Annotated in this window: 22 protein-coding genes; 12 read left to right on the forward strand and 10 right to left on the reverse strand. The window is 71.2% G+C overall.

Annotated features, from left to right (window positions below; all coding sequences use genetic code 11):
* The first annotated feature begins 26 nt into the window (after positions 1 to 26).
* Positions 27 to 506 carry a carboxymuconolactone decarboxylase family protein gene (locus AB0Q90_RS08400; RefSeq protein ID WP_363158236.1) on the forward strand — a complete coding sequence of 160 codons (480 nt, stop codon included), beginning with the start codon at positions 27 to 29 and terminating at the stop codon, positions 504 to 506.
* Positions 507 to 546: 40 nt separating this feature from the next.
* Here AB0Q90_RS08400 and AB0Q90_RS08405 read toward each other — a convergent pair whose 3' ends face one another.
* From AB0Q90_RS08405 to AB0Q90_RS08415, 3 genes are all read right to left on the reverse strand, one after another.
* Positions 547 to 2,034: a glutamate synthase subunit beta gene (locus tag AB0Q90_RS08405; RefSeq protein WP_363158237.1), complete on the reverse strand. Its 1,488-nt coding sequence runs from the start codon at positions 2,032 to 2,034 to the stop codon at positions 547 to 549.
* Between the two features lie 147 nt (positions 2,035 to 2,181).
* On the reverse strand, positions 2,182 to 2,661 hold the full coding sequence (locus AB0Q90_RS08410) for an anthrone oxygenase family protein (protein WP_363158238.1): 480 nt from the start codon (positions 2,659 to 2,661) through the stop codon (positions 2,182 to 2,184).
* A gap of 189 nt (positions 2,662 to 2,850) precedes the next feature.
* A complete protein-coding gene (locus AB0Q90_RS08415; protein WP_363158239.1) occupies positions 2,851 to 3,546 on the reverse strand; it encodes a DUF2293 domain-containing protein in 696 nt (231 codons plus the stop codon).
* A gap of 76 nt (positions 3,547 to 3,622) precedes the next feature.
* Here AB0Q90_RS08415 and AB0Q90_RS08420 point away from each other — a divergent pair, with 76 nt between their 5' ends.
* The gene (locus AB0Q90_RS08420; RefSeq protein WP_363158240.1) at positions 3,623 to 4,255 is read left to right on the forward strand and encodes a uridine kinase; all 633 of its coding nucleotides are present in this window, start codon (positions 3,623 to 3,625) and stop codon (positions 4,253 to 4,255) included.
* A 151-nt stretch (positions 4,256 to 4,406) separates the two neighbouring features.
* Positions 4,407 to 4,835: a CBS domain-containing protein gene (locus AB0Q90_RS08425; protein WP_363158241.1), complete on the forward strand. Its 429-nt coding sequence runs from the start codon at positions 4,407 to 4,409 to the stop codon at positions 4,833 to 4,835.
* 13 nt (positions 4,836 to 4,848) lie between these two features.
* Here the strand turns inward: AB0Q90_RS08425 and AB0Q90_RS08430 are convergent, their stop codons facing one another.
* Positions 4,849 to 5,976: a magnesium and cobalt transport protein CorA gene (locus AB0Q90_RS08430; protein WP_363158242.1), complete on the reverse strand. Its 1,128-nt coding sequence runs from the start codon at positions 5,974 to 5,976 to the stop codon at positions 4,849 to 4,851.
* 212 nt (positions 5,977 to 6,188) lie between these two features.
* Here AB0Q90_RS08430 and AB0Q90_RS08435 point away from each other — a divergent pair, with 212 nt between their 5' ends.
* The gene (locus AB0Q90_RS08435) at positions 6,189 to 6,983 is read left to right on the forward strand and encodes a methyltransferase (RefSeq protein WP_363158243.1); all 795 of its coding nucleotides are present in this window, start codon (positions 6,189 to 6,191) and stop codon (positions 6,981 to 6,983) included.
* Positions 6,984 to 7,016: 33 nt separating this feature from the next.
* On the opposite strand, the gene AB0Q90_RS08440 is transcribed toward AB0Q90_RS08435, so the two are convergent.
* Both AB0Q90_RS08440 and AB0Q90_RS08445 read right to left on the reverse strand, forming a co-directional pair.
* Complete coding sequence (locus AB0Q90_RS08440; RefSeq protein WP_363158244.1) at positions 7,017 to 7,970, reverse strand: sugar kinase; 954 nt, start codon at positions 7,968 to 7,970, stop codon at positions 7,017 to 7,019.
* On the reverse strand, positions 7,967 to 8,875 hold the full coding sequence (locus tag AB0Q90_RS08445; protein WP_363158245.1) for a pseudouridine-5'-phosphate glycosidase: 909 nt from the start codon (positions 8,873 to 8,875) through the stop codon (positions 7,967 to 7,969). Before AB0Q90_RS08445 ends, AB0Q90_RS08440 begins: the two co-directional genes overlap by 4 nt.
* A 108-nt stretch (positions 8,876 to 8,983) precedes the next feature.
* On the opposite strand from AB0Q90_RS08445, the gene AB0Q90_RS08450 reads away from it, so the two are divergent.
* Positions 8,984 to 9,412: a VOC family protein gene (locus AB0Q90_RS08450; RefSeq protein ID WP_363158246.1), complete on the forward strand. Its 429-nt coding sequence runs from the start codon at positions 8,984 to 8,986 to the stop codon at positions 9,410 to 9,412.
* A 55-nt stretch (positions 9,413 to 9,467) separates the two neighbouring features.
* Here AB0Q90_RS08450 and fdhA read toward each other — a convergent pair whose 3' ends face one another.
* From fdhA to AB0Q90_RS08465, 3 genes are all read right to left on the reverse strand, one after another.
* A complete protein-coding gene (fdhA, locus tag AB0Q90_RS08455; protein WP_363158247.1) occupies positions 9,468 to 10,694 on the reverse strand; it encodes a formaldehyde dehydrogenase, glutathione-independent in 1,227 nt (408 codons plus the stop codon).
* A gap of 128 nt (positions 10,695 to 10,822) precedes the next feature.
* Positions 10,823 to 11,377 carry a methylated-DNA--[protein]-cysteine S-methyltransferase gene (locus tag AB0Q90_RS08460; RefSeq protein ID WP_363158248.1) on the reverse strand — a complete coding sequence of 185 codons (555 nt, stop codon included), beginning with the start codon at positions 11,375 to 11,377 and terminating at the stop codon, positions 10,823 to 10,825.
* A gap of 71 nt (positions 11,378 to 11,448) precedes the next feature.
* Positions 11,449 to 12,324, reverse strand: coding sequence for a glycerophosphodiester phosphodiesterase family protein (locus AB0Q90_RS08465; RefSeq protein ID WP_363158249.1), 876 nt, complete (start codon positions 12,322 to 12,324; stop codon positions 11,449 to 11,451).
* Between the two features lie 278 nt (positions 12,325 to 12,602).
* Between AB0Q90_RS08465 and AB0Q90_RS08470 the strand changes: the two genes are divergently transcribed.
* The 7 genes from AB0Q90_RS08470 to AB0Q90_RS08500 all read left to right on the forward strand — a co-directional run bounded on the left by AB0Q90_RS08470 (position 12,603) and on the right by AB0Q90_RS08500 (position 21,426).
* Positions 12,603 to 13,469, forward strand: coding sequence for an MHYT domain-containing protein (locus tag AB0Q90_RS08470; protein ID WP_363158250.1), 867 nt, complete (start codon positions 12,603 to 12,605; stop codon positions 13,467 to 13,469).
* 39 nt (positions 13,470 to 13,508) lie between these two features.
* A complete protein-coding gene (gene uvrB, locus AB0Q90_RS08475; protein ID WP_363158251.1) occupies positions 13,509 to 15,629 on the forward strand; it encodes an excinuclease ABC subunit UvrB in 2,121 nt (706 codons plus the stop codon).
* A gap of 197 nt (positions 15,630 to 15,826) precedes the next feature.
* On the forward strand, positions 15,827 to 16,405 hold the full coding sequence (locus AB0Q90_RS08480; protein ID WP_363158252.1) for a TerD family protein: 579 nt from the start codon (positions 15,827 to 15,829) through the stop codon (positions 16,403 to 16,405).
* Positions 16,406 to 16,468: 63 nt separating this feature from the next.
* Entirely contained in the window at positions 16,469 to 18,571 is a 2,103-nt protein-coding gene (locus tag AB0Q90_RS08485) for a TerD family protein (RefSeq protein ID WP_363158253.1), read from the forward strand.
* Between the two features lie 255 nt (positions 18,572 to 18,826).
* Positions 18,827 to 19,828, forward strand: a complete 1,002-nt coding sequence (locus tag AB0Q90_RS08490) for a TerC/Alx family metal homeostasis membrane protein (protein ID WP_363158254.1) — start codon at positions 18,827 to 18,829, stop codon at positions 19,826 to 19,828.
* Between the two features lie 130 nt (positions 19,829 to 19,958).
* On the forward strand, positions 19,959 to 20,261 hold the full coding sequence (locus tag AB0Q90_RS08495; protein ID WP_363158255.1) for a hypothetical protein: 303 nt from the start codon (positions 19,959 to 19,961) through the stop codon (positions 20,259 to 20,261).
* Between the two features lie 67 nt (positions 20,262 to 20,328).
* Positions 20,329 to 21,426, forward strand: a complete 1,098-nt coding sequence (locus AB0Q90_RS08500) for an ionic transporter y4hA (protein ID WP_363158256.1) — start codon at positions 20,329 to 20,331, stop codon at positions 21,424 to 21,426.
* Here the strand turns inward: AB0Q90_RS08500 and AB0Q90_RS08505 are convergent.
* Positions 21,416 to 22,720, reverse strand: coding sequence for an MFS transporter (locus AB0Q90_RS08505; protein ID WP_363158257.1), 1,305 nt, complete (start codon positions 22,718 to 22,720; stop codon positions 21,416 to 21,418). The two genes, AB0Q90_RS08500 and AB0Q90_RS08505, sit on opposite strands and share 11 nt — an antisense overlap.
* Positions 22,721 to 22,743 lie beyond the last annotated feature (23 nt).

Here is a 22,743-nt window from a genome sequence, read left to right on the forward strand (position 1 = left end):
TCTTTCCGCATCATAGGTTTAGGGGCATGACGACGAACACGATGACGACGACCTCGCAGCCCCGCCTCAACCTCGCCAAGACCGCGCCGAAGGTGTTCCGCGCCCTGATCGGCTTCGACGCCGCGGCCCGTGAGGGCCTGGACCCGACGCTGGTGGAGCTCGTCCAGATCCGTGCTTCGCTCATCAACAACTGCGCGTACTGCCTGCACATGCACACCAACGACGCCCGCAAGGCCGGCGAGAGCGAGGACCGGCTGCACATGGTCGCCGTCTGGCGCGAGGCCCGGCACTTCTTCACCGAGAAGGAACAGGCCGCCCTCGCCCTGACCGAGGCGGTCACCCTGGTGTCCGACGGCGGCGTCCCGGACGACGTCTACGCCGAGGCCGCGGCTCATTTCGACGAGGAGGAGCTGGCCCACGTACTGGCCCTCATCCTCACGATCAACACATGGAACCGGGTCGCGCTGTCGACGGCGAAGGTCGCGGGGACGGACGAGCGGGGCTGAACCGGGGACCGGCGTCCGGGGCTGAGTCGGCTCCGGTGTCCTACACCGTCATCGGCCGGTCGTACGGCGATATCGGCGCCGGCAGCCGGGAGCTTCCCGTCAGGTGGCGGTCGACGGCCGCCGCCACCGCCCGCCCCTCCGCGATCGCCCACACGATCAGCGACTGGCCCCGCGCGGCGTCCCCGGCGGCGAACACGCCGGGGACGTTCGTGGCGAAGCCGGCGTCCCGCGCGATGGTGCCGCGCGGCTCCAGCTCAAGACCGAGTCCGTCGATGAGCCCGTCCTCGCGGTCGGGCCCGGAGAAGCCCAGGGCAAGCAGCACCAGGTCGGCCGGGATCGACCGTCCGGTGCCCGGCAGCGGGCGGCGCCCCGTGTCCACCTCCACCAGGTGCAGGGACCGCACATGCCCGCTCGCGTCCCCGGTGAAGCGGAGCGTGGACGCCGCGAACAGCCGCGCGTCCGCGTCCGCCGCCGGCGCCGTCCGCAGCTCCCGCGCCTCCTCGTGCGCCGCCGACAGCCGGTAGATCTTCGGATACGTCGGCCAGGGCTCGGCGTCCTCGTCGCGCTCGGCGCCGGGCTGGGCGTAGATGTCCAGCTGGGTCACGGACGCGGCACGCTCGCGGACCGCGGTGCCCAGGCAGTCCGCGCCGGTGTCGCCACCGCCGACGATGACGACGTGCTTCCCGGCGGCGGACATCGGTGAGGTCTCCAGATCGCCCTCGCACACCCGGTTGGCCAGCGGCAGATACTCCATCGCCTGCTGGATCCCGGCCAACTCGCGCCCCGGCACGTCCAGTTCACGCCATGCGGTCGCTCCCGTGGCGATCACCACGGCGTCGTAACGCGCGCGCAGTTCCGCCGCCCCGACGTCCCGTCCGACCGCCGTCGACGTACGGAACCTGGTGCCCTCCGCCCGCATCTGCTCGATGCGCCGCTCCAGATGGTGCTTCTCCATCTTGAACGCGGGGATGCCGTACCGCATCAGCCCGCCGATCCGGTCGTCCTTCTCGTAGACGGCGACCGTGTGCCCGGCCCGCGTCAGCTGCTGAGCCGCGGCGAGGCCGGTGGGGCCCGACCCGATCACCGCGACCGTACGTCCGGACAGCCGGTCCGGCGGGCGCGGCGGAGCGAAGCCCTCCGTCCAGGCCCGGTCGGCGATCGCGCACTCGACGTTCTTGATCGTGACGGCGGGCTGGTTGATCGCGAGCACACAGCCCGCCTCGCACGGTGCCGGGCACAACCGGCCGGTGAACTCGGGGAAGTTGTTCGTCGCGTGCAGCCGGTCGGCCGCCGCCCGCCAGTCCTCCCGCGAGACCAGGTCGTTCCACTCGGGGATCAGGTTGCCGAGCGGGCAGGCGTCGTGGCAGAACGGGACGCCGCAGTCCATGCAGCGATCGGCCTGCTTGCTGATGATGGGCAGCAGCGCCCCGGGGACGTACACCTCGTCCCAGTCCCGGGCCCGCTCCTCGACGGGCCGGCGGGGCCAGTCCTCGCGAGGCGTGGTCATGAATCCCTTGGGATCGGCCATGGCCGTCCCCCTTGCGTGCGCGTGCGACGGGGCCGTGCGTCATCGGGCGGCACTCTTCCGGCCACGATACGTCTCATCAGCCCCTTGCGCAGGGGGCCGCCGCCGGATTGGGCAAGCGCTCTCTCCGGGGGCGGGCGAGGCCGTACGTCAGGTGAGCGCCAGGGTGTAGGAGACCGCCGCGGCGGCCGACGCGACCATGCGGACGTGGTTCCAGGCCGTCCACTCGCGCACGTACGTGGTCCAGTACGCTGCCGCCTCCGGGGTGCCGGGGTCCAGCTTCATCAGCGCGTCGTTGCGGGGCACGTTCGCCGCCATGGTCACGCCGAACGAGCCGAACAGATACAGCGCGCTGCCCAGCAGCAGCTCCACCGTCCCCTCGTCCGGCCACAGCACGAACGTCACCACGGCGAGTACGGCGCACAGCACCGCCGACCCGACGAACACCAGCATGAAGGCCGGCGTCACCGCGGCCACGTTGATCGCCTGCATCGCCGCGACGCCCTGCGCGGGCGGCAGCGCGGCGAGCCCCTTCATCACGAAGGTCGAGAAACCGCAGAACACCCCGGCCACCAGGGCAGTCCCCAGCACACCCAGCACGGTCAGTACGAAGTACGGCCCATCGATCATGTCAACGTCAACTCCCGCGTCCCGCCGAGATCTTGCCCGGCACCAACCCTCACCACAAGTGAAATGCCGCGGGCGGCCGGTTCCCATGGCTGAATCGCGCGGGGGCATGCGTGAGAGTCCAGGGGGCTCGGTGCGGGGCCTGGGTGGATGGTGGTCGGCGGGCCGGGGCTGCGCGCCGCCGCCGCCCCGTCAGCCGGCGTCCGCCTCCACCGCCCTCCACCTGTCGAGCGTCGTCTCCACGACCGCCGCGATCCGCCGCCGCGCCTCATGCCGCGGCACCCCGCTCATCAGCAACTGATCGTACGGCGTGTCCACATGCCGTACGGACGCCACGACCGCCGAGACCACCGCGCCCTCGGACAGGGCCCGCCCCGCCGCACTCCGGCCCACCCGGCCGCTGCCCCGCACCGAGGCGTGCGCGGCGATCTCCCGCGCCCGGTCCTGCGGGCACCCCGGGAACAGCCGGCCGATCTCCGCCGCGAACGCCTCCGCGAACCGCACGTCCTCCGCGGCCCGCCGCCGCGCGTCCCGCACCCGCCGCCGCCTTCTCGCCTCGGCGTCCGCGAGACAGCGCTCCTCGGCCCGGGCCAGCCCCGCCTCCTCGACGAGGACGCCCTGCCGCTCGTACCGCCCCTTGCGGCGGTTGAACCGCACCACGACCGCCGACAACGCGCTCTCCTCCCGCGACCGCCGGGTCAGCGCGGTGTCCCCGCGCGGCAGGAAGACCAGGTGCCCCAGGTCGGCACAGTCGAGACAACGCGGCGCCCCGTCCTCCAGCACGAGCAGCGACAGCGGCCCCCGCCGGCACTCCGCACAGTGCCGCCGCCGAACAGGCTGGAAGACGAGAAGTCCGGTGCGGGGCGGGGAGGTCGAGGGCGGCGCCATAGGGGGTTCTTTCCCCGGGGAGCGCGAGGCGCACGCGCCGCCCGCCGAAACAGGCGCGTGGCGCATGATGGGCCGTGTGCGACTCGAAGCGATCACCTGGGACCGGCTCGGCGAGACACTGGCCGAGCGGCTGCTCGGCCTGGAACCGGGCGACGGTGGTGCCTGGACGCGCGTCGCCTTCGACGGTGCCCCGGCGGCCCGTCCGGGAGAACTCGCCGAACGTGTCCACGAGGCACTGCGCACCCGCGGCCGCCCTTCGCTCGTCGTCGGCGCGGAGGGTTTTCTGCGCCCCGCCTCCCTCCGGCTGGAGTACGGCCGCCAGGACGTGGAGGCCTATTACAACGGCTGGGTCGACACCGGCGCCCTGTGGCGCGAGGTCTTCGGCCCGCTCGAACCCGGCGGTGACGGCCGCGTCCTGCCCGACCTGTGGGACCCCGAGAGCGATCGCGCCACCCGCAGCCCCTACGTCCAACTCCCACCCGGGGGAGTGCTGTTGGTGCATGGTCCCCTCCTTCTTCGGCACTGGTTCCCCTTCGATCTGACCGTCCACGTCCTCCTTTCCCCGGGCGCCCTGCGCCGCCGAACCCCGCAGGCCGACCAGTGGACCCTCCCGGCCTTCGAGCGCTACGAGGACGAGACCGACCCGGCCGGCACGGCGGACGTCCTGGTCCGCGCCGACGACCCACGCCATCCGGCCTGGAGCGGCTGACGGACCGGGGCGCAGGCCAGGTCCTCCCGCGGCAGGCCGTGGGCTTCGCGGCCTGAGGTGCGGTCCCCGTCGGGCGCGGCGAGAATGAAGGGCGCCGGGACCAGTGGCGCACCCCGCGCCGCGCCGGCCGGCCGGTATCAGGAGGTACTCCATGACCACCGCCGGAGAGATCATGCACCGTGGCGCCCAGTGGATCCCCGCCCACGAGACCCTGGACCGCGCCGCCCAGCTGATGCGCGACCTGGGCGTCGGCGCCCTGCCCATCAGTGACCAGAACGAACGGCTCTGCGGCATCCTGACCGACCGTGACATCGTCGTCGGCTGCGTGGCCATGGGGCACGACCCCGCCAAGGTCACCGCCGGAGAGATGGCCCAGGGCACACCGCGCTGGATCGAGGCGGACGCCGACGTCAGCGACGTGCTCCGGGAGATGCAGGACCACCAGATCCGCCGGCTCCCCGTCATCGAGAACAAGCGCCTGGTCGGCATGATCAGCGAGGCGGACCTGGCCCAGCACCTGACGGACGACCAGCTCGCCAACTGGGCCGAGAGCGTCTACGCCAGGACGCCCTCGCGCTGACCTGCCCCCCGGATCACAGCCAGCCGTTGCGCCGGAAACCCCGGTACAGCGTCAGACACGCGACGGCTATCACGCCCAGGACGAGCGGGTAGCCGAACTGCCAGTGCAGCTCCGGCATGTGGTCGAAGTTCATGCCGTAGACGCCGCAGACCATGGTCGGCACCGCGATCAGAGCGGCCCAGGCCGTGATCTTCCGCATGTCCTCGTTCTGGGCGACCGTCACCTGCGCCAGATGCGCCTGCAGAATCGAGTTGATCAGTTCGTCGAACGCCGCTATCTGCTCGGTGGCCCGCAGCAGATGGTCGGCGACGTCACGGAAGTAGGCCTGTATCTCCGGGTCGACCGCCCGGAGCGGCCGAGTGGCGAGCTCCGTCAGCGGGCGGGCCAGCGGCGCCACCGCCCGCTTCAGTTCGAGGAGTTCACGCTTGAGCTGGTAGATGCGCCCGGGGTCGACGCGTGCGCCGCTCTCCGCGAACACGTCCGTCTCCACCTGGTCGATGTCCGCCTGCACCGCGTCGGTGACGCTCAGATAGTCGTCGACCACATGGTCGGCGAGCGCGTGCAGCACCGCCGCCGGCCCCTTGGCGAGCTGCTCGGGATCGGACTCCAGCTCCTCGCGCAGCGGGCCGAGCGATCCGTGCCTCCCGTGCCGCACGGTGATCACGAAGTCGTGGCCGACGAACGCCATGATCTCGCCCGTGTTCACGACCTCGCTCGTGGCCGTGAGCTCCTCGTGCTCGACGTAGCAGACCGTCTTGAACACGGCGAACAGCGTCTCGCCGTAACGCTCCAGCTTCGGGCGCTGATGGGCCTCGATCGCGTCCTCGACGGCCAGCGGATGCAGGTCGAAGAGCTCGGCGATGCCCGCGAACTCCTGGTTCGTCGGTTCGTGCAGGCCGAGCCAGACGAAACCGTCGCCGCGCTTGCGCACCCATTCCATGGTGTCGGCCAGGTCGCCGCCCGACGGCACCCGGACGCCGTCGCGGTACATCACGCAGTTCACCACGGAGGAGCCCAGCGGGGAGCGCGCGGGGTGGCTCAGGTCGACGCGGGGGCGCCGTCTGGCCAGCCGTGCCACCTTGCGCAGGCCGCCGACCTTGCCCAGGCCCGTGACCTTCCGCAAATTCCCTGCCATGGACATATGGATCTCCTTGCGTGGATCTCCTCGCGCCGTGTTCCCGCGCTCGTCGCGCCAGTTTGCCAGGTCGGCGTGAGGGCTGGGTAAGCCTGCGGGAACGGCCTGTTCCGCTTTGTTCCCGGCTGTGGACGAACTCGTACCGTCCGGGGCTCGTGCACGGGTCCGGGTGCGCGTCGACCACTTCGGACAAGACGGATAACTGGGATGATCGCGGCATGACGCGATCCGACGGGTATCTCCTCGACAACCGACAGAGCGAAGCGGGTGAACGGTTCGACGCCTTCGCCGCTCTCTTCGACCCCACGACCTTCCGGCACCTCGAATCATTGGGAATCGGGCCCGGCTGGCGCTGCTGGGAGGTCGGCGCCGGCGGCACCTCCGTGGTGTCCTGGCTGGCCAAGAAGGTGGGCCCGACGGGGCGGGTGGTGGCGACCGACATCGACACCTCGCAGCTGGCCGCGGCCGCCCGGCCACCGGTCGAGGTGCGCGTCCACGACGTGGGGACCGAGGAGCCGCCGGGGGAGGGCTTCGACCTGGTGCACGCCCGGCTCGTCCTCGTCCATGTCCCTGAGCGGGAAAGGGCGTTGCGGTCGATGATCAGCGCCCTGCGACCCGGCGGACGGCTCCTGGTCGAGGACGCCGATCCCGCCCTCCAGCCCCTGATCTGCCCCGACGAGCACGGCTCCGAGCAGCAGTTGGCGAACCGGCTGCGCCAGGGCTTCCGCAAGCTGCTCGCCGACCGCGGCGCCGATCTTTCCTACGGGCGCCGGCTCCCGCGCCTGCTCCGGGAGGCCGGTCTCGACCGGGTGGAGGCCGACGGGTACTTCCCCGTGACCTCGCCCGCCTGCGCCGCGCTGGAATCCGCCACGATCCGTCAGATCCGCGAGCAGCTCGTCGCCGCGGGCCACGCCACCGACCAGGACATCGACCGCCACCTCGCCAACGTGGCCTCGGGCGGCATGGACCTGGCCACGGCCCCGATGATCTCGGCGTGGGGCCGCAGGCCGTAAGGACGGGAGAGGGGGCGGGCCCGGCCCGCGCCGTCAGCCCGCCACCGGCGGTCTGCCGCCCACCCGTTCCACCGCCAGCGCCCCCGCCCGGCACCCCTCCTTCGCCGCCTGCTCGGGCTCGGCGCCCATGAGCAGGGACGCGAGGAACGCGCCCGTGAACGCGTCACCCGCCCCCGTGGTGTCCGTCGGGGCCGCCGGCGCTGCCGGCACACGGGCGCACACGGCACCGTCCCGGGCCACCAGGGCGCCGTCCGCCCCCTGCTTGGCGACCACCAGCGGGACGCGGCGGCTCAGCGCGGCCGCCGCGTCCGCCGCATCGGGCAACCCCGTGAGCAGACAGGCCTCGTCACGGCTGGGCAGCAGCACGTCGACGTCCTCGACGAGGGCCAGAGCGCGATCGACGCCCAACTCCGCGAGGAACCCGGCCGAGGCCGGATCCAGGCTCACCGGCACCCCACGCGCGCGTGCCGACTTCACGGCCGCGCACAGGAACGCCCGGCTCGGCTCGGAGAACAGCAGGTAGCCCGACAGATGCAGCCGGGCGACGCCGTCCAGCAGCGCGTCCGACCAGTCGTCCGGCTCCAGCCGCACTGACGCGCCGCTGTCGGTGAGGAACGTCCGCTCGGCCGTGGCACCCGTGTCGACCAGGCAGATCACCGACCCCGTCGGCGCCTCGGAATCGACGACGAGACGGGCCCGTACCCCGCACGCGGCCAGCTCCCGTTCGTGCCACGCCGCCGCGTCCGCGCCGACCCGCCCGAGCAGACGCACCTCCACGCCGCCCCAGTGCGCGGCCCAGCAGGCCACGTTGGCGCCCGCGCCACCCGGTACCGTCCGGATCACCGCGGCCGTGTCCGTGCCCGGGGCGAGCGGCCCACGATGCCGCGCGACGACATCCGTGACGACATCACCGACGACCAGCAGCGCGCCGTCGGGCGTCGCTCTTCTGTCGTGGTCGTCCGGCCCACTGTTCGGTGCTGTCGTCACGCCCGGGCCCAGGCCGCAGCGATCCGGCCGGCCAGCCGTACGTTGCCGCGCACCGCCGCCAGATTGGCTTCGAGCGAGGCACCGTCGGTGTGCCGCACCAGGTAGTCGAGCAGGAACGGCGTGACCCCCTGGCCGGTGACGCCCTCCTCCTCGCACGCGTGCAGCGCGTCGGCGAGCACACGCGCGTGCAGCTCGGGATCCAACTGCTCGGCCTCCGGCACGGGGTTGGCGACGATCAGTGCCGACTCCGGCCCGTCCAGCTCGTCCTGAGCCCGCATCACCTCCGCCACCTGCGCCGGCGACTCCAGCGTCCACTCCACCGGATGGCCCGAGTCGGACAGATAGAAGCCGGGGAAGCGGTCCGTGCCGTACCCGGCCACGGCGACACCCAGCGTCTCCAGCCGCTGGAGCGTCGCCGGCACGTCCAGGATCGACTTCACCCCCGCGCACACCACCGTGATCCGGGTACGGGCCAGCAGACCGAGGTCCGCCGACTCGTCCTGGGTCACCGTCCACTCCCGGTGCACCCCGCCGAGCCCGCCCGTCGCGAACACCCGTACGCCCGCCAGGGCCGCCAGCAGGGCCGTCGCCGACACCGTGGTCGCCCCGCTCGCCCCCGCGGCCACCGCGAGCGGCAGATCCCGGTGCCCCAGCTTGCGGATCCCGTCCTCGTTCGCGACCCGCTCCAACTGCTCCTTGTCCAGGCCGACATGAGGCCGACCGTCCAGCACGGCGATCGTCGCCGGGACGGCGCCCTCCCCGCGTACGACGTCCTCCAACTCCAGCGCCACCTGCAGATTGCGCGGGCGAGGCAGCCCGTGCGCGATGATCGTGGACTCCAGAGCCACCACGGGTCGACGCGCGTCGATCGCCGCCCGCACCTCTTCCGACACCACCAGCACCACGCGCCCGCCTCCTGTCAGTCGATCAGTCGGTCCTCCCTCATCTCTGGCGGTCGCGGCCCCCGGCCAAACCACTTGCAGGCTGTGGGGCACGACACCAGCCTGGGACGCATGACCGACCACACCGCACGTCTCGACCACGTCGTCCTCTGGGTACGCGACCCGATCGGCTCGGCCGAGTTCTACGAGAAGACGCTGGGCATGGAGCCCGTCAGGCTCACCGACTTCGCCGCCGGCCAGGTGCCCTTCCCCTCGGTACGGCTCAACGAGGAGACCATCCTCGACCTCATGCCGCAGACCATGGCCGAACGCATGAAGATGCTCCCGGGCGCCGCGGAAAGTGCCGGACACCCGGTCAACCACGTCTGCATCGCGCTGCCGGGGGACGACTTCGACGCGCTCCGCGCCCGTCTGGAGGAGAACGCCGTGCCCGTCTCCGCCATCGGCTTCGACTCCTTCGGCGCCCGCGGCATGGCCAAGCGCAGCTTCTACTTCCGCGACCCGGACGGCAACGTCTTCGAGGCCCGGCACTACGACTGAGGCCCGCGCGGCGCACGGGGTGTCCACGCGCGCGTGGACACCCCGCTCCAGGGACTCACACGGGTTGTACGCGATCCAGAACCCCATGGGGATTGAGCACGTACTTGCGGCTGGCGCCCTGGTCGAACTCGGCATAGCCGCGCGGAGCGTCGTCCAGCCCGATCACAGTGGCGTTGACCGCCTTGGCGATGTGCACGCGCTCGTGCAGGATCGCCATCATCAGGCTCCGGTGGTACTTCATCACCGGGCACTGCCCGGTCGTGAAGCGGTGGCTCTTGGCCCAGCCGAGACCCAGCCGCACCTTCAGCGTCCCGGACTTCGCGTCCTCGTCGACGCCGCCGGGATCGTCCGTGACGTACAGCCCGGGGATGCCCAGGGCGCCGCCCGCGCGCGTGATGCCCATCAGCGAGTTCAGGACCGTCGCGGGCGCCTCCGGGGCGTCGGGGCCGTGCGCCCGGGCCTCGAAGCCGACCGCGTCGACCGCGGCGTCCACCTCGGGCTCGCCGAGGAGCTCGGCGATCTGCTCCTCCACGCCGCCGCGCGAGACGTCGACGGTCTCGCAGCCGAAGCTGCGCGCCTGGGCCAGGCGCTCGGGGTTGAGGTCGCCGACGACGACCACGGCCGCCCCCAGGAGCTGCGCGGACGCGGCCGCCGCCAGGCCGACCGGCCCCGCCCCGGCGACGTACACCGTCGAGCCGACGCCGGCACCAGAGCTGACCACACCGTGGAAGCCGGTCGGGAAGATGTCCGACAGCATGGTCAGGTCGAGCAGCTTCTCCCGGGCCTGGTCCCGGTCGGGGAACCGCAGCAGGTTGAAGTCCGCGTACGGCACCATGGCGTACTCGGCCTGACCGCCGACCCAGCCGCCCATGTCGACATAGCCGTACGCGGCCCCCGGGCGGGCCGGGTTGACGTTCAGACAGATTCCGGTCTTGCGCTCCTTGCAGTTGCGGCACCGTCCGCAGGCGATGTTGAACGGTACGGAGACGATGTCGCCGACGTCGATCGTCTCGACGTCCGGACCCCGTTCGACGACCTCTCCGGTGATCTCGTGTCCGAGGACCAGCCCCTCGGGCGCGGTCGTCCGACCGCGCACCATGTGCTGGTCGCTGCCGCAGATGTTGCTGGCGAGGACCTTGAGGATCACTCCGTGCCGGCACTTGCGGCCGACGTTCTCGGGAGCCACCCCCGGTCCGTCCTGCATTTCGAGCGTCGGATAGTCGATGGTCCTGACCTCGACCGCGCCCGGTTTGAGATACGCCACTGCCCTGTTTCCGCTCATGCGTGATCGCCGTCCCTTCGGCTCCGCGTCCTGCGGATGCCAGTCGGATGCCAGCGGCTGTGCGCATGGCGGAGTCTGCTACCGCCCGGCCGTCCCGGCCAGCCGTCGCGCGCGGTCGGCCGCGGCGCTCAGAACAGCGGCTCGGGCAGGACCCCCTCCAGGGCGAGCAGCTTTCGCTTGGTCTCCAGTCCGCCGCCGAACCCGCCGATGCCGCCGTCGCTCTCGACGACGCGGTGGCAGGGCACGACGACCGGCAGCGGATTGGCGCCCATGGCCGTGCCCACGGCCTGGGCGGCGCCGGGCTGGCCGACCCGCCCGGCCAGGTCGCCGTAGCCCACGACCGAGCCGTACGGCACGCCGGCCGCCAGCTCGCGCAGCACCTGCCGGTTGAAGCCCGAGATCAGCGACCAGTCCAGCGGCAGGTCGAAGTCGTGCCGCTTGCCCGCGAAGTACGCCTTCACCTGGTGTATCGCCTCGGCGAGCAGCGGGGAGCCGGGCGCCTCGACGGGCTCGCGCCCCAGCCGGGACGCGAGCCGCTCCACGGCCTTGTCACGCACCGCGTCCGTGGCGTGGAACACGACGTTGACCAGGCCCTCGCTGGTCGCGGCCAGCAGCAGCGGGCCGATGTCGGTGCCTACGACGGTCCACACGACCTGCTGCTCGTACTGTCCATGGCTGTCCATGCGCCCCACCGTACGGCCCGCCACTGACAACGCCCGGGGCCCGGCAGGAAGGGCCGGGCCCCGGGCCCCGATCACAGCCCGTGCACGGCGTCCCGTACGACGTCGGGCTTGTTGGTGATGATGCCGTCGACGCCGTACCCGGTGACCAGCCGGGCGTTGTCGGCGTCGTTGACGGTCCAGGTGAAGAGCTCCAGCGGCCTGCCGTGCGGTCCGTCGAACGCGTGCACGGCGGCGACATAGCCCGCGGAGATCGAGCCGTAGGAGGGGTTGATCTGGTCGGCGAAGGCGGCGTACCCGGGCAGGTCCGACACGTCCGGCGTACCGAGGAGCCCGGTCTTGACGCCCGGCTTGAGGTCGTGGACGGTCCGTACGCTGTCCGCGCTGAAGCTCTGCACGATCAGCCGGCCGGCCAGGTGCTGCCGGTCGAGCCAGCCCTCGTTGCCGAGCAGCTTGAGGGTCTGCTGCTCGATGCCCGGGTAGAGGCCCGGGTTCTTGATCTCCAGGAGCAGCTTCTGGTGGTGCCGCTCGACGCGGTCCATGTACTGCTCCAGCGTCGGCACGCGCGCGCCCGCGTACCCGGGGCCGAACCAGCTCCCGGCGTCCAGGCGGGCGATCTCGGCCGCCGTGAAGTCCTTGACCTTCCAGGGCGCGCGGTCGGGGAAGACCTCCTCGACGTCCGTGGTCCGCTTCAGGTTGTCGTCGTGGATGACGACCAGCTCGCCGTCCCTGGTGCGCTGGACGTCGTTCTCGATCCAGCGGATGCCGAGCTCCGCCGCCTTGTCCACGGCGGCCAGCGTGTTCTCGGGGGCGTACGCCGAGGCGCCCCGGTGGGCGATGACCGTCGGAGGCTCCACGGCGATACCGGCCCCGGCGTCGGAGGTGGGCAGCAGGAAGGCGGCGGTCCCCAGGAGCGCGGTGGTCGTGGCGGCAACAGCGCGCGCGTGCATGCGTACTCCTCGTGTCGATCGTCACGGACAGCTCAACTGTGACAGCAGAGCGTCGACGGGAGAGGGTTGCGCGAGGGCCGTGGATTGCACGGTGTTGCCCAAGTCCGTTCACTGGTGCCGCACAACTGAGGCAAGGCCGTGTTTCTTTGCCGGAAAATCGTTCGACCATTCCGGTGGGGGTCATACTCTCTGCCTCAACCCTGACCGCTCGGGCGGTCCTGGGAGGGGGCGTTTCACGGCACATTCCCGGACACAAGAGGGCGGAAGGACAGCCGCGCATGCAGGGCACGGTCGACGGATTCAGCTACGGCCTCGTCACACCGCTGGTGGCCTACCTCATGGCCTGCCTCGGCGGCGCCCTCGGCCTGCGCTGCACCACCAGATCGATGCTCGTCTCCGGCTCCTGGCGCCCCGGCTGGCTCGCCCTCGGGTCGGCGGCCATCGGTTCGGGCATCTGGACCATGCACTTCGTCGCGATGATGGGCTTCACGGTCAAGGAGACGCCCATCCACTACGACAAACCGATGACCTTCGCGAGCCTCGCCATCGCCATCGTCATGGTGGGCATGGGGATCTTCATCGTCGGCTACAAGGGCGCCAGAGGAACGGCCCTGTTCACCGGCGGCACCATCACCGGACTCGGCATCGCCTCCATGCACTACCTGGGCATGGCCGGCATGCAGCTCGACGGCAGGCTTGAGTACAACACCTTCACCGTCGCCGCCTCCGTAGCCATAGCCATGGCCGCGGCCACCGCCGCCCTGTGGGCCGCCGGACAGGTCAGGGGCTTCCTGTGGAGCGTGGGCGCGAGCCTCGTCATGGGGCTCGCCGTCAGCGGCATGCACTACACCGGCATGGCGGCCCTCAGCGTCCATCTCCACAGCACGGGCGCCCCCACCGACGGCGACTCGCCCGCCGCCCTGCTCGCCCCGATGATGATCGGCCCGCTCGCCTTCCTGCTCCTCGCCGGCGTCGTCGTGATGTTCGACCCACTGATGGTCATGGGCCGCCCCGACCGGGTCGCCGTGGACGACAAGCCGGGCATCCCGGCCCACAGCGCCGTGGCCCACCCCACCCGCCGCCCCCAGCTGCGCCCCCGCCGAGGCTCCGAGCAGCGCCGCTCCCGCACTCCGCAGAACAGGTGATCCGGCCGCGTTGTCAGTGGGTGGTCGTACGGTGGATCCATGCGGCCCGTTTCCAGCATCGAACGCACGGTGGCGCCCTTTGAGGTCGTCAGCCCCTACCAGCCCAGCGGCGACCAGCCGACGGCCATCGCCGAGCTCGCCCGGCGCATCGAAGGCGGCGAGAAGGACGTCGTCCTGCTCGGCGCGACCGGCACCGGCAAGTCCGCCACCACCGCGTGGATGATCGAAAAGCTTCAGCGCCCCACGCTCGTCATGGCGCCGAACAAGACCCTGGCCGCCCAGCTGGCGAACGAGTTCCGGGAACTCCTGCCGAACAACGCCGTCGAGTACTTCGTCTCGTACTACGACTACTACCAGCCCGAGGCGTACGTCCCCCAGTCGGACACCTACATCGAGAAGGACTCCTCGATCAACGAGGAGGTCGAGCGCCTGCGCCACTCCGCGACCAACTCACTGCTCACCCGCCGTGACGTCGTCGTGGTCGCCTCCGTCTCCTGCATCTACGGCCTCGGTACGCCGCAGGAGTACGTGGACCGCATGGTCCCCCTCAAGGTCGGTGAGGAGATCGACCGGGACCAGCTGCTGCGCCGCTTCGTGGACATCCAGTACACGCGCAACGACATGGCCTTCTCCCGCGGCACCTTCCGCGTCCGCGGCGACACCATCGAGATCTTCCCGGTCTACGAGGAGCTGGCCGTCCGCATCGAGATGTTCGGCGACGAGATCGAGGCACTGTCCACGCTGCACCCGGTCACCGGCGAGATCATCAGCGACGACCAGCAGCTGTACGTCTTCCCGGCCTCCCACTACGTCGCCGGCCCCGAGCGCATGGAGCGGGCCGTCAACGACATCGAGAAGGAACTGGGCGAGCGCCTGGCCGAGCTGGAGAAGCAGGGCAAGCTCCTGGAGGCCCAGCGCCTGCGCATGCGCACCACGTACGACATCGAGATGCTCCGGCAGATCGGCTCCTGCTCCGGCGTCGAGAACTACTCGATGCACTTCGACGGCCGCCTGCCCGGCTCGCCGCCCAACACCCTCCTCGACTACTTCCCGGACGACTTCCTGCTCGTCATCGACGAGTCGCACGTCACCGTGCCGCAGATCGGCGCCATGTACGAGGGAGACGCCTCCCGCAAGCGCACCCTCGTCGACCACGGCTTCCGGCTGCCCTCCGCCCTCGACAACCGCCCGCTGAAGTGGGAGGAGTTCCAGGAGCGCATCGGCCAGACGGTGTACCTGTCGGCGACCCCGGGCCAGTACGAGCTGTCGCGCTCCGACAGGCCTGTCGAGCAGATCATCCGCCCCACCGGCCTGGTCGACCCCGAGGTCGTGGTCAAGCCCACCGAGGGCCAGATCGACGACCTGGTGCACGAGATCCGCAAGCGCACCGAGAAGGACGAGCGCGTCCTGGTCACCACGCTCACCAAGAAGATGGCCGAGGACCTCACCGACTACTTCCTGGAGCTCGGCATCCAGGTGCGCTACCTGCACAGCGACGTCGACACCCTGCGCCGTGTCGAACTGCTGCGTGAACTGCGCGCGGGCGAGTACGACGTCCTGGTCGGCATCAACCTCCTGCGCGAGGGCCTCGACCTGCCCGAGGTCTCCCTGGTGGCCATCCTCGACGCGGACAAGGAGGGCTTCCTGCGCTCCGGCACCTCCCTGATCCAGACCATCGGCCGCGCCGCCCGTAACGTCTCCGGCCAGGTCCACATGTACGCCGACAAGATCACCCCGGCGATGGAGAAGGCCATCGAGGAGACCAACCGCCGCCGCGAGAAGCAGGTCGCGTACAACAAGGCGAACGGCATCGACCCCCAGCCGCTGCGCAAGAAGATCAACGACATCGTCGCCCAGATCGCCCGCGAGGACGTCGACACCGAGCAACTGCTCGGCTCCGGCTACCGCAAGACGAAGGACGGCAAGGGCGCCAAGGCCCCCGTGCCCGCCCTCGGCGGCAAGGCGGCCAAGGGCAAGGCCAAGGAGACCGTGCCGACCGACCGGCCCGCGGCCGAGCTCGCCGAGCAGATCGAGGAGATGACCGCGCGCATGCGCGCCGCCGCCGCGGACCTCCAGTTCGAGATCGCGGCCCGACTGCGCGACGAGGTCTCCGAGATGAAGAAGGAACTGCGCCAGATGAAGGAGGCCGGACTGGCCTGACGGACCCAGCGACGCCGGTCCCCGCCCCGGGGGCCGGCGACGGCGACGGCTGTCGTGACCTCGGAGTTTCCCCTGCTGTGTTGCAAGACCGACACAAAGTGCGGACCGGGGTACGGCACTGTCAGTGCCCCTGCGTAGGGTTCTCGTCATCCGCGGACGCCGCGGCAACAGGGGAAGTTCGAGAGGGGAATCAGCACGTGACCGTCAACATGACCAAGGGTCAGGCCATCAGTCTGCAGAAGAACGACGGCGGCAGCCTGACCGCGGTGCGCATGGGTCTCGGCTGGCAGGCGGCCCCCCGGCGCGGCCTGTTCGGCTCGCGCACCCGGGAGGTCGACCTCGACGCCTCCGCCGTGCTGTTCGCCGACAAGCAGCCGGTCGACGTCGTCTTCTTCCGTCACCTGGTGAGCGACGACGGCTCGGTCCGTCACACCGGTGACAACCTGGTCGGCGGTGTCGGCCAGGGCGGCGACGACGAGGCGATCCTTGTCGACCTGGCCCGCATCCCGGTCCACATCGACCAGATCGTCTTCACCGTGAACTCCTTCACGGGCCAGACCTTCCAGGAAGTGCAGAACGCCTTCTGCCGCCTGGTCGACGAGACCAACGGCCAGGAGCTGGCCCGCTACACGCTCGCCGGCGGCGGCGCCTACACCGCCCAGATCATGGCCAAGGTGCACCGCAACGGCCCGGGTTGGTCGATGACGGCCATCGGCACCCCGGCCAACGGCCGTACCTTCCAGGACCTGATGCCGGCGATCCTGCCGCACCTGTAAGGGACTCCGGGCGAGCAGCACACCAACACGACAAGCGACACAGGCACACAGGGGGAGAAGGCGATGACGGCCGAGCTGGTGCGGGGGCAGAACCACCCGCTCTCCCAGGCCCGTCTGGAGATCCGGGTCTCGGCCGGCGCGCCGATCGTGGCGGGCGCCACGCTCAGCGACGAGGACGGCAAGGTCCACGGCACGGAGTGGGTCGCCCATCCGGGCGCGCCCACCCTGCCGGGCCTGGAGGTCTCCCGGCAGGCGGCCGCCGACCATCGCCTCGCGGTGGACCTGGGTGCCGTACCGGAGGCCGTGCACCGGGTCAGTGTGCTGCTCGCCCTGCCCACCGGAGTGGGCGGCCCGGTCCGCTTCGGTGCGGTCGCCGCCCCCTTCGTCGCGGTCACCGGCCTCGACGGCTCCGAGGTGGCGACCTACACCATCACCGGTCTCGACGCCGAGTCCGCCGTCGTCGCCCTGGAGCTCTACCGCCGGCAGGGCGCCTGGAAGGTGCGCGCCGTCGGTCAGGGGTACGCGGGCGGGCTCGCCGAACTCCTCGCCGACCAGAACCTGCCCGAGGCGGGCCTGCTCGCGAACGGCATCAACGAAGCGGTGGCCCAGGGCGTGGCCCGCTCGATCGCCGCACCGCCGCGCACGGCGGACACCGACCGCTCCCGGCAACCGGCAGCCCCCGCACTCGGCCCGGACCAGACCGGCCCCACGACCCAGGGAGGCCCCGGCCAGATCTCCCCGCCCGCCGCCCCGACGTACGGCGCACAGGGCACGCAGGGCGCCTCCGGTGCCGTACCGCCGTCGGCCGGTTCGTCCTACGGCGGGCCGAACCCGCAGGGTGCCTCCGGTTCGCCCTACGGCGGACAGAACCCGCAAGGGACCCCTGCCGCCGGGACCCCGCAATCCGGGCACCCGGGTGCGCCCGCCGACCCGCCCGCCGGCGGCCCGATCGACTACAGCCATCCCGGACGGCGGAACACGGCCCCGCCGCCGCCCGCCCCGCCCGCGCCCCCGGCCCAGCCGGGGCAGCCCGGACAGCCCGTCGCGGGAGACGCCACCGGCTGGTCCATGGACGAGCGGCTCTACAACCAGGTCTGGGGCATGTTCGAGGACCTGGCCCGGACGACGGCCGCGTACCGCAGCGCCGTCGACTTCGCCGACTCGCGCATGGAGAAGGAGCTCGACCAGGTCCTGTCCGACCCGCGCAGCAGGATCGGCGGTCAGGGCGACGCCGCGCGGGAGGCCGCGCAGACCAAGCACGCCCACCTCGTCGACCAGGCCCGGGCGACGCTGGACCGGGACCTCGCTCAGCTCACCGCCGAGTCCGAGGTCGTCGAGCCCGCGCTGCCGTACGCCTACGCGCGCTGGGACAACCCCGTCTGGCACGGGTACCGCGTGCCCATGGAGACGCCCATGGCCGTGCGCCTGGGCGACCTGCACCTGCCCGAGAGCGACCCACTGCGCGTCCCCATGCTGGTCCGGCTGCCGCTGGAGCGCGGTCTGTGGATCGACAGCGGGCCGTCCGCGTCGCTCGACGGCGACTTCACCGACTCCTACGACCTGCGCCGCCTCGGGCTGGAGACGGCCGTGTCGCACGCGGCCCGGCTGCTCGCCGTCCACCCCGCGGGCGACTTCACGGTCCACGTCATCGACCCGGCCGGCTCCGGAGCGCAGGCGCTCGCGCCGCTGGTGCAGACCGGCGTGCTCGCGGCCCCGCCCGCCGTCGGCGCGGCCGGGGTGATGGACGTCCTCGGCCGGCTCACGCAGCGCGTCGACCTCGTGCAGATGGCGGTGCGCGGCGGCGCGTCGGAATCCCTGCCCCCCGGCTTCGACACCTCCGAGCAGCTGCTGATCGTCAATGACTTCCCGCACGGCTTCGACGACCGGGCCGTGAACCAACTGCGCTACCTCGCGGACGAGGGCCCGGCCGTCGGCGTCCACCTGATGATGGTCGCGGACCGTGAGGAGGCCTCCGCCTACGGCCCGTTGCTGGACCCGTTGTGGCGTTCGCTCCTGCGACTCACCCCGGTGCCCTCGGACCATCTCGCCGACCCGTGGGTGGGACACGCCTGGACGTACGAGCCCCCGCTCGTGCCGCCCGGCAGCCAGGTGCTCCAGCAGGTGCTCACCCAGGTCGCCGCGGCCCGCCGCACGTGGAACCGGTGACCGTCGAGCGGCCATTACCAAGCGTAAGTAAAAGCCTCTGACCTGGGGATTTACCCTTTCCTTTACTCTCCTCTTTACCAACCCTTGGTGATTGGGGTACTCTCTTTCGTGCGGAGGGGAGTACTCCCTGTCTACTGCGGCGTACCCGTCAATACGGATCAGGCCAGATCCCGGGGCGTCGGCCCGTTCGCGGGTGGAAGAGACCTCCGGCAGCGACGACGCTGACATTTGCCGTTACGTACTGCCGGAGGCGCAGTGGATGTTTCCGTGACCCTGTGGGTCCTGACCATCGTGGGCCTTGCCGCCCTGATCGCGGTCGACTTCTTCATCGGCCGCAAGCCGCACGACGTGTCCATCAAGGAAGCCGGAATCTGGACGGTCGTCTGGATCGTCCTGGCCGGCCTCTTCGGGCTCGGCCTGCTCGTGTTCGGCGGCGGCCAGCCCGCCGGCGAGTTCTTCGCCGGCTTCATCACCGAGAAGTCCCTGAGCGTCGACAACCTCTTCGTCTTCGTCCTGATCATGGCGAAGTTCGCGGTGCCCTCGCAGTACCAGCAGCGGGTGCTCCTCGTCGGCGTGCTCATAGCCCTGGTGCTGCGCGCGATCTTCATCGCCGCCGGTGCCGCGATCCTCGCCAGCTTCGCGTGGGTGTTCTACCTCTTCGGCGCCTTCCTGATCTGGACCGCCTGGAAGCTGATCCAGGAGGCCCGGGCCGACGAGGAGGACGAGGAGTACGAGGAGAACAAGCTCCTCAAGGCCGCCGAGCGCCGCTTCGGCGTCGCCGACCGCTACCACGGCACCAAGCTGTGGATCCAGCAGAACGGCAAGCGGGTCATGACCCCGATGCTCGTCGTGATGCTCGCGATCGGTACGACGGACGTGCTGTTCGCCCTGGACTCCATCCCCGCGATCTTCGGCCTGACCCAGGACCCGTACATCGTCTTCACCGCCAACGCCTTCGCGCTGATGGGCCTGCGGCAGCTGTACTTCCTCATCGGCGGTCTGCTGAAGAAGCTGGTCCACCTCAGCTACGGCCTGTCGGTCATCCTCGGCTTCATCGGCGTCAAGCTGGTGCTGCACGCGCTGCACGAGTCGGGGGTGCACGTCCCCGAGATCAGCATCCCGGTCTCGCTCGGCGTGATCTGCGCGGTCCTGATCATCACCACGATCACCAGCCTGCGCGCCTCCAAGAAGCAGGCGGCGGCCGAGGCGGCGCAGAAGGAGAGCGAAGGCGCTCCGAAGGACAGCATCGAGGCCTGACGGCTTCGGACGTAGGAACAACCATCACCGGGAGCGGTGCGCGGCGAATTGCCGAGCACCGCTCCCGGTGCTTGCTTGGTCCCTGTGCGCGTTCCCCGGCCCGGGGGCGCCGTGGCCGGCGGAGGCAGGCATGAAGTTCGTACAGATCATCGACTTCGAGACCGAGCGGCTCGACGAGATGGAGCAGCTCCTCGAAGACGCCAGGCAGCGCATGGCGGGCCAGGAGGGCGGCCCCGACCACCGCATCCTGCTGAAGGACCGGGAGACTCCAGGGCGCTACCTGGCCGTGATCGAGTTCGCGTCGTACGAGGAGGCCATGCGCAACAACGAGCGCCCCGAGACGGCCAAGCTGGCGGAGCAGCTGACGGCGCTGTGCACCCGGGAGCCCCGCTTCGTCAACTGCGACCTGCTGGACGCGCGCGAACTCAAGTAGCCCGCACCCGTGAAGGGGCCCCCGAGGCCGAAGTGCGGGGCCCCTTCACCTTTGCGACGATCACGGCATGATCGCTCGGCTCAGGTCGTTCACCGAATGGACGTCGGCCGTGCCGGTGCTCGCGGTCGTCCTGCTGGCCCTCACCTGGGGCCGCGATCTGCCCGGCGCGGTCGTCGCACTGGTCACGCTGGTCCTGGCCGGAGCCGTCCTGGCCGCGGTCCACCACGCCGAGGTCGTCGCCCACCGGGTCGGAGAGCCCTTCGGCTCCCTCGTCCTCGCCGTCGCCGTCACGATCATCGAGGTCGCACTGATCGTCACCCTGATGGCAGACGGCGGCGACAAGGGCGCGACCCTCGCGCGGGACACCGTCTTCGCAGCCGTGATGATCACCTGCAACGGCATCGTCGGCCTGAGCCTCCTGGTCGCCTCACTGCGCCACGGCACCGCGGTCTTCAACCCCGAGGGCACCGGCGCGGCACTGGCGACCGTCGCCACCCTCGCGACCCTCAGCCTCGTCCTGCCGACCTTCACCACCAGCAAGCCGGGCCCGGAGTTCTCCAGCGTCCAGCTCACCTTCGCCGCGATCTCCTCCCTGATCCTCTACGGCCTGTTCGTCGCCACCCAGACCGTCCGGCACCGGGACTACTTCCTGCCCATCACCCGGCAGGGCGAGGTGATCACCGCGGAGGACCACGCCGACGCGCCCACCGCCCGGACCGCCCTGATCAGCCTCGGCCTGCTGGGCCTGGCCCTGATCGGCGTGGTCGGCCTCGCCAAGGCGGTGTCGCCCACCATCGAGTCCGGCGTGGAGTCGGTCGGCCTCGATCACGCCGTCGTCGGTGTGATCATCGCCCTGCTGGTGCTGCTCCCGGAGACGATCGCCGCCCTGCGCTCGGCCCGCCGCGACCGCGTGCAGACCAGCCTGAACCTCGCGCTCGGCTCGGCCATGGCCAGCATCGGCCTCACGATCCCCGCGGTCGCCATGGCGACGATCTGGCTCTCCGGGCCGCTCGTCCTCGGCCTCGGCGCCACCCATATGGTGCTGCTCGCCCTGACCGTCGTGGTGAGCTCCCTGACGGTGGTGCCGGGCCGGGCCACTCCCCTCCAGGGCGGGGTCCACCTGGTGCTGTTCGCCGCCTATCTGGAACTCGCGATCAATCCATGACCGGCGTCGCCGCCACCGCCCGCACCGGACGCGTCTCCGGCAACAGCGCGAAGCACCCGAGACTGAGCAGCGCGATCCCCGTCAGATACGCCCCCACACCCCACGGCACCCGGCCGCCCTGTTCGGCGAGCGCGGTCGCCGCGATCGGCGTGAGCGCACCGCCGAGGACCCCGCCGAGGTTGTAGCCGACCGCGGCGCCCGTACAGCGCACCCGCGGCTCGTACAGCTCCGGCAGGTACGCGGCGATGACGGCGAACATCGTGATGAACGCGAGCATCGCGCCCAGGAAGCCGAGGAACATCAGCAGCGGCGCGCCGGTGGCCAGCAGCGCGACCATCGGGAACATCCACACCGCGGCCGCCGCACATCCGGCCAGACACAGCGGCCGCCGCCCGTACCGGTCCCCGAGCAACGCCGCGAACGGAGTGAGCGACCCCTTCACCAGCACCGCGCCCATGATGCAGACCAGCATCACCGTACGGCTCACCCCGAGCCGCTCCGTCGCATACGCCAGCGACCACGTCGTCACGGCGTAGAAGATCGCGTATCCGATCGCGAGCGCGCCGGCGGTCAGCAGGACGAGCCGCCAGTGGTCGCGCACCACCTCGGCGAGCGGCACGCGCGCGTGGTCGTCGATTTCCAGGAACCGGGGACTCTCGGCGAGCGACGACCGCAGCCACAGCCCCGCCACGGCCAGCACCCCCGCCGCCCAGAACGGCACCCGCCATCCCCACTGGGCGAACTGCGCCTCGGACAGCGTCGCCGCCAGTGTCAGCGTCACGCCGTTCGCGAGGAGGAAACCGATCGCCGGACCCACCTGCGGAAAGCTCGTCCACAGCCCGCGCCGCTCGGCAGGCGCGTGTTCGGCGGTCAGCAGCACGGCCCCGCCCCACTCCCCGCCGAGCCCGAGACCCTGCAGAAAGCGCAGCACGAGCAGCAGCACGGGAGCGGCCACCCCGATCGTGTCGTACGTCGGTACACAGCCGACCGCGACGGTGGAGGCGCCCGTCAGCAGCAGCGAGCCGACGAGGACCGGCCGGCGCCCGTGCCGGTCCCCGATGTGCCCGAACAGCACCGAACCGAGCGGCCGCGCCAGGAACCCGACACCGAACGTCCCGAACGCGGCCAGCGTCCCCGCCACCGGCGAGAACGTGGGGAAGAACAGCGGCCCCAGGACCAGCGCCGCCGCGGTCCCGTAGACGAAGAAGTCGTAGAACTCGATGGCCGTCCCGGCGAGCGAGGCGGCCGCGAGCCGCAGCATGGAGGGCGCCCTTACGGTGCGTACGTCGTGCATGCCGCGTCAACTACCCACGGTGA

This window comes from Streptomyces sp. NPDC079141, assembly GCF_040686775.1.
Taxonomy (GTDB): Bacteria; Actinomycetota; Actinomycetes; order Streptomycetales; family Streptomycetaceae; genus Streptomyces.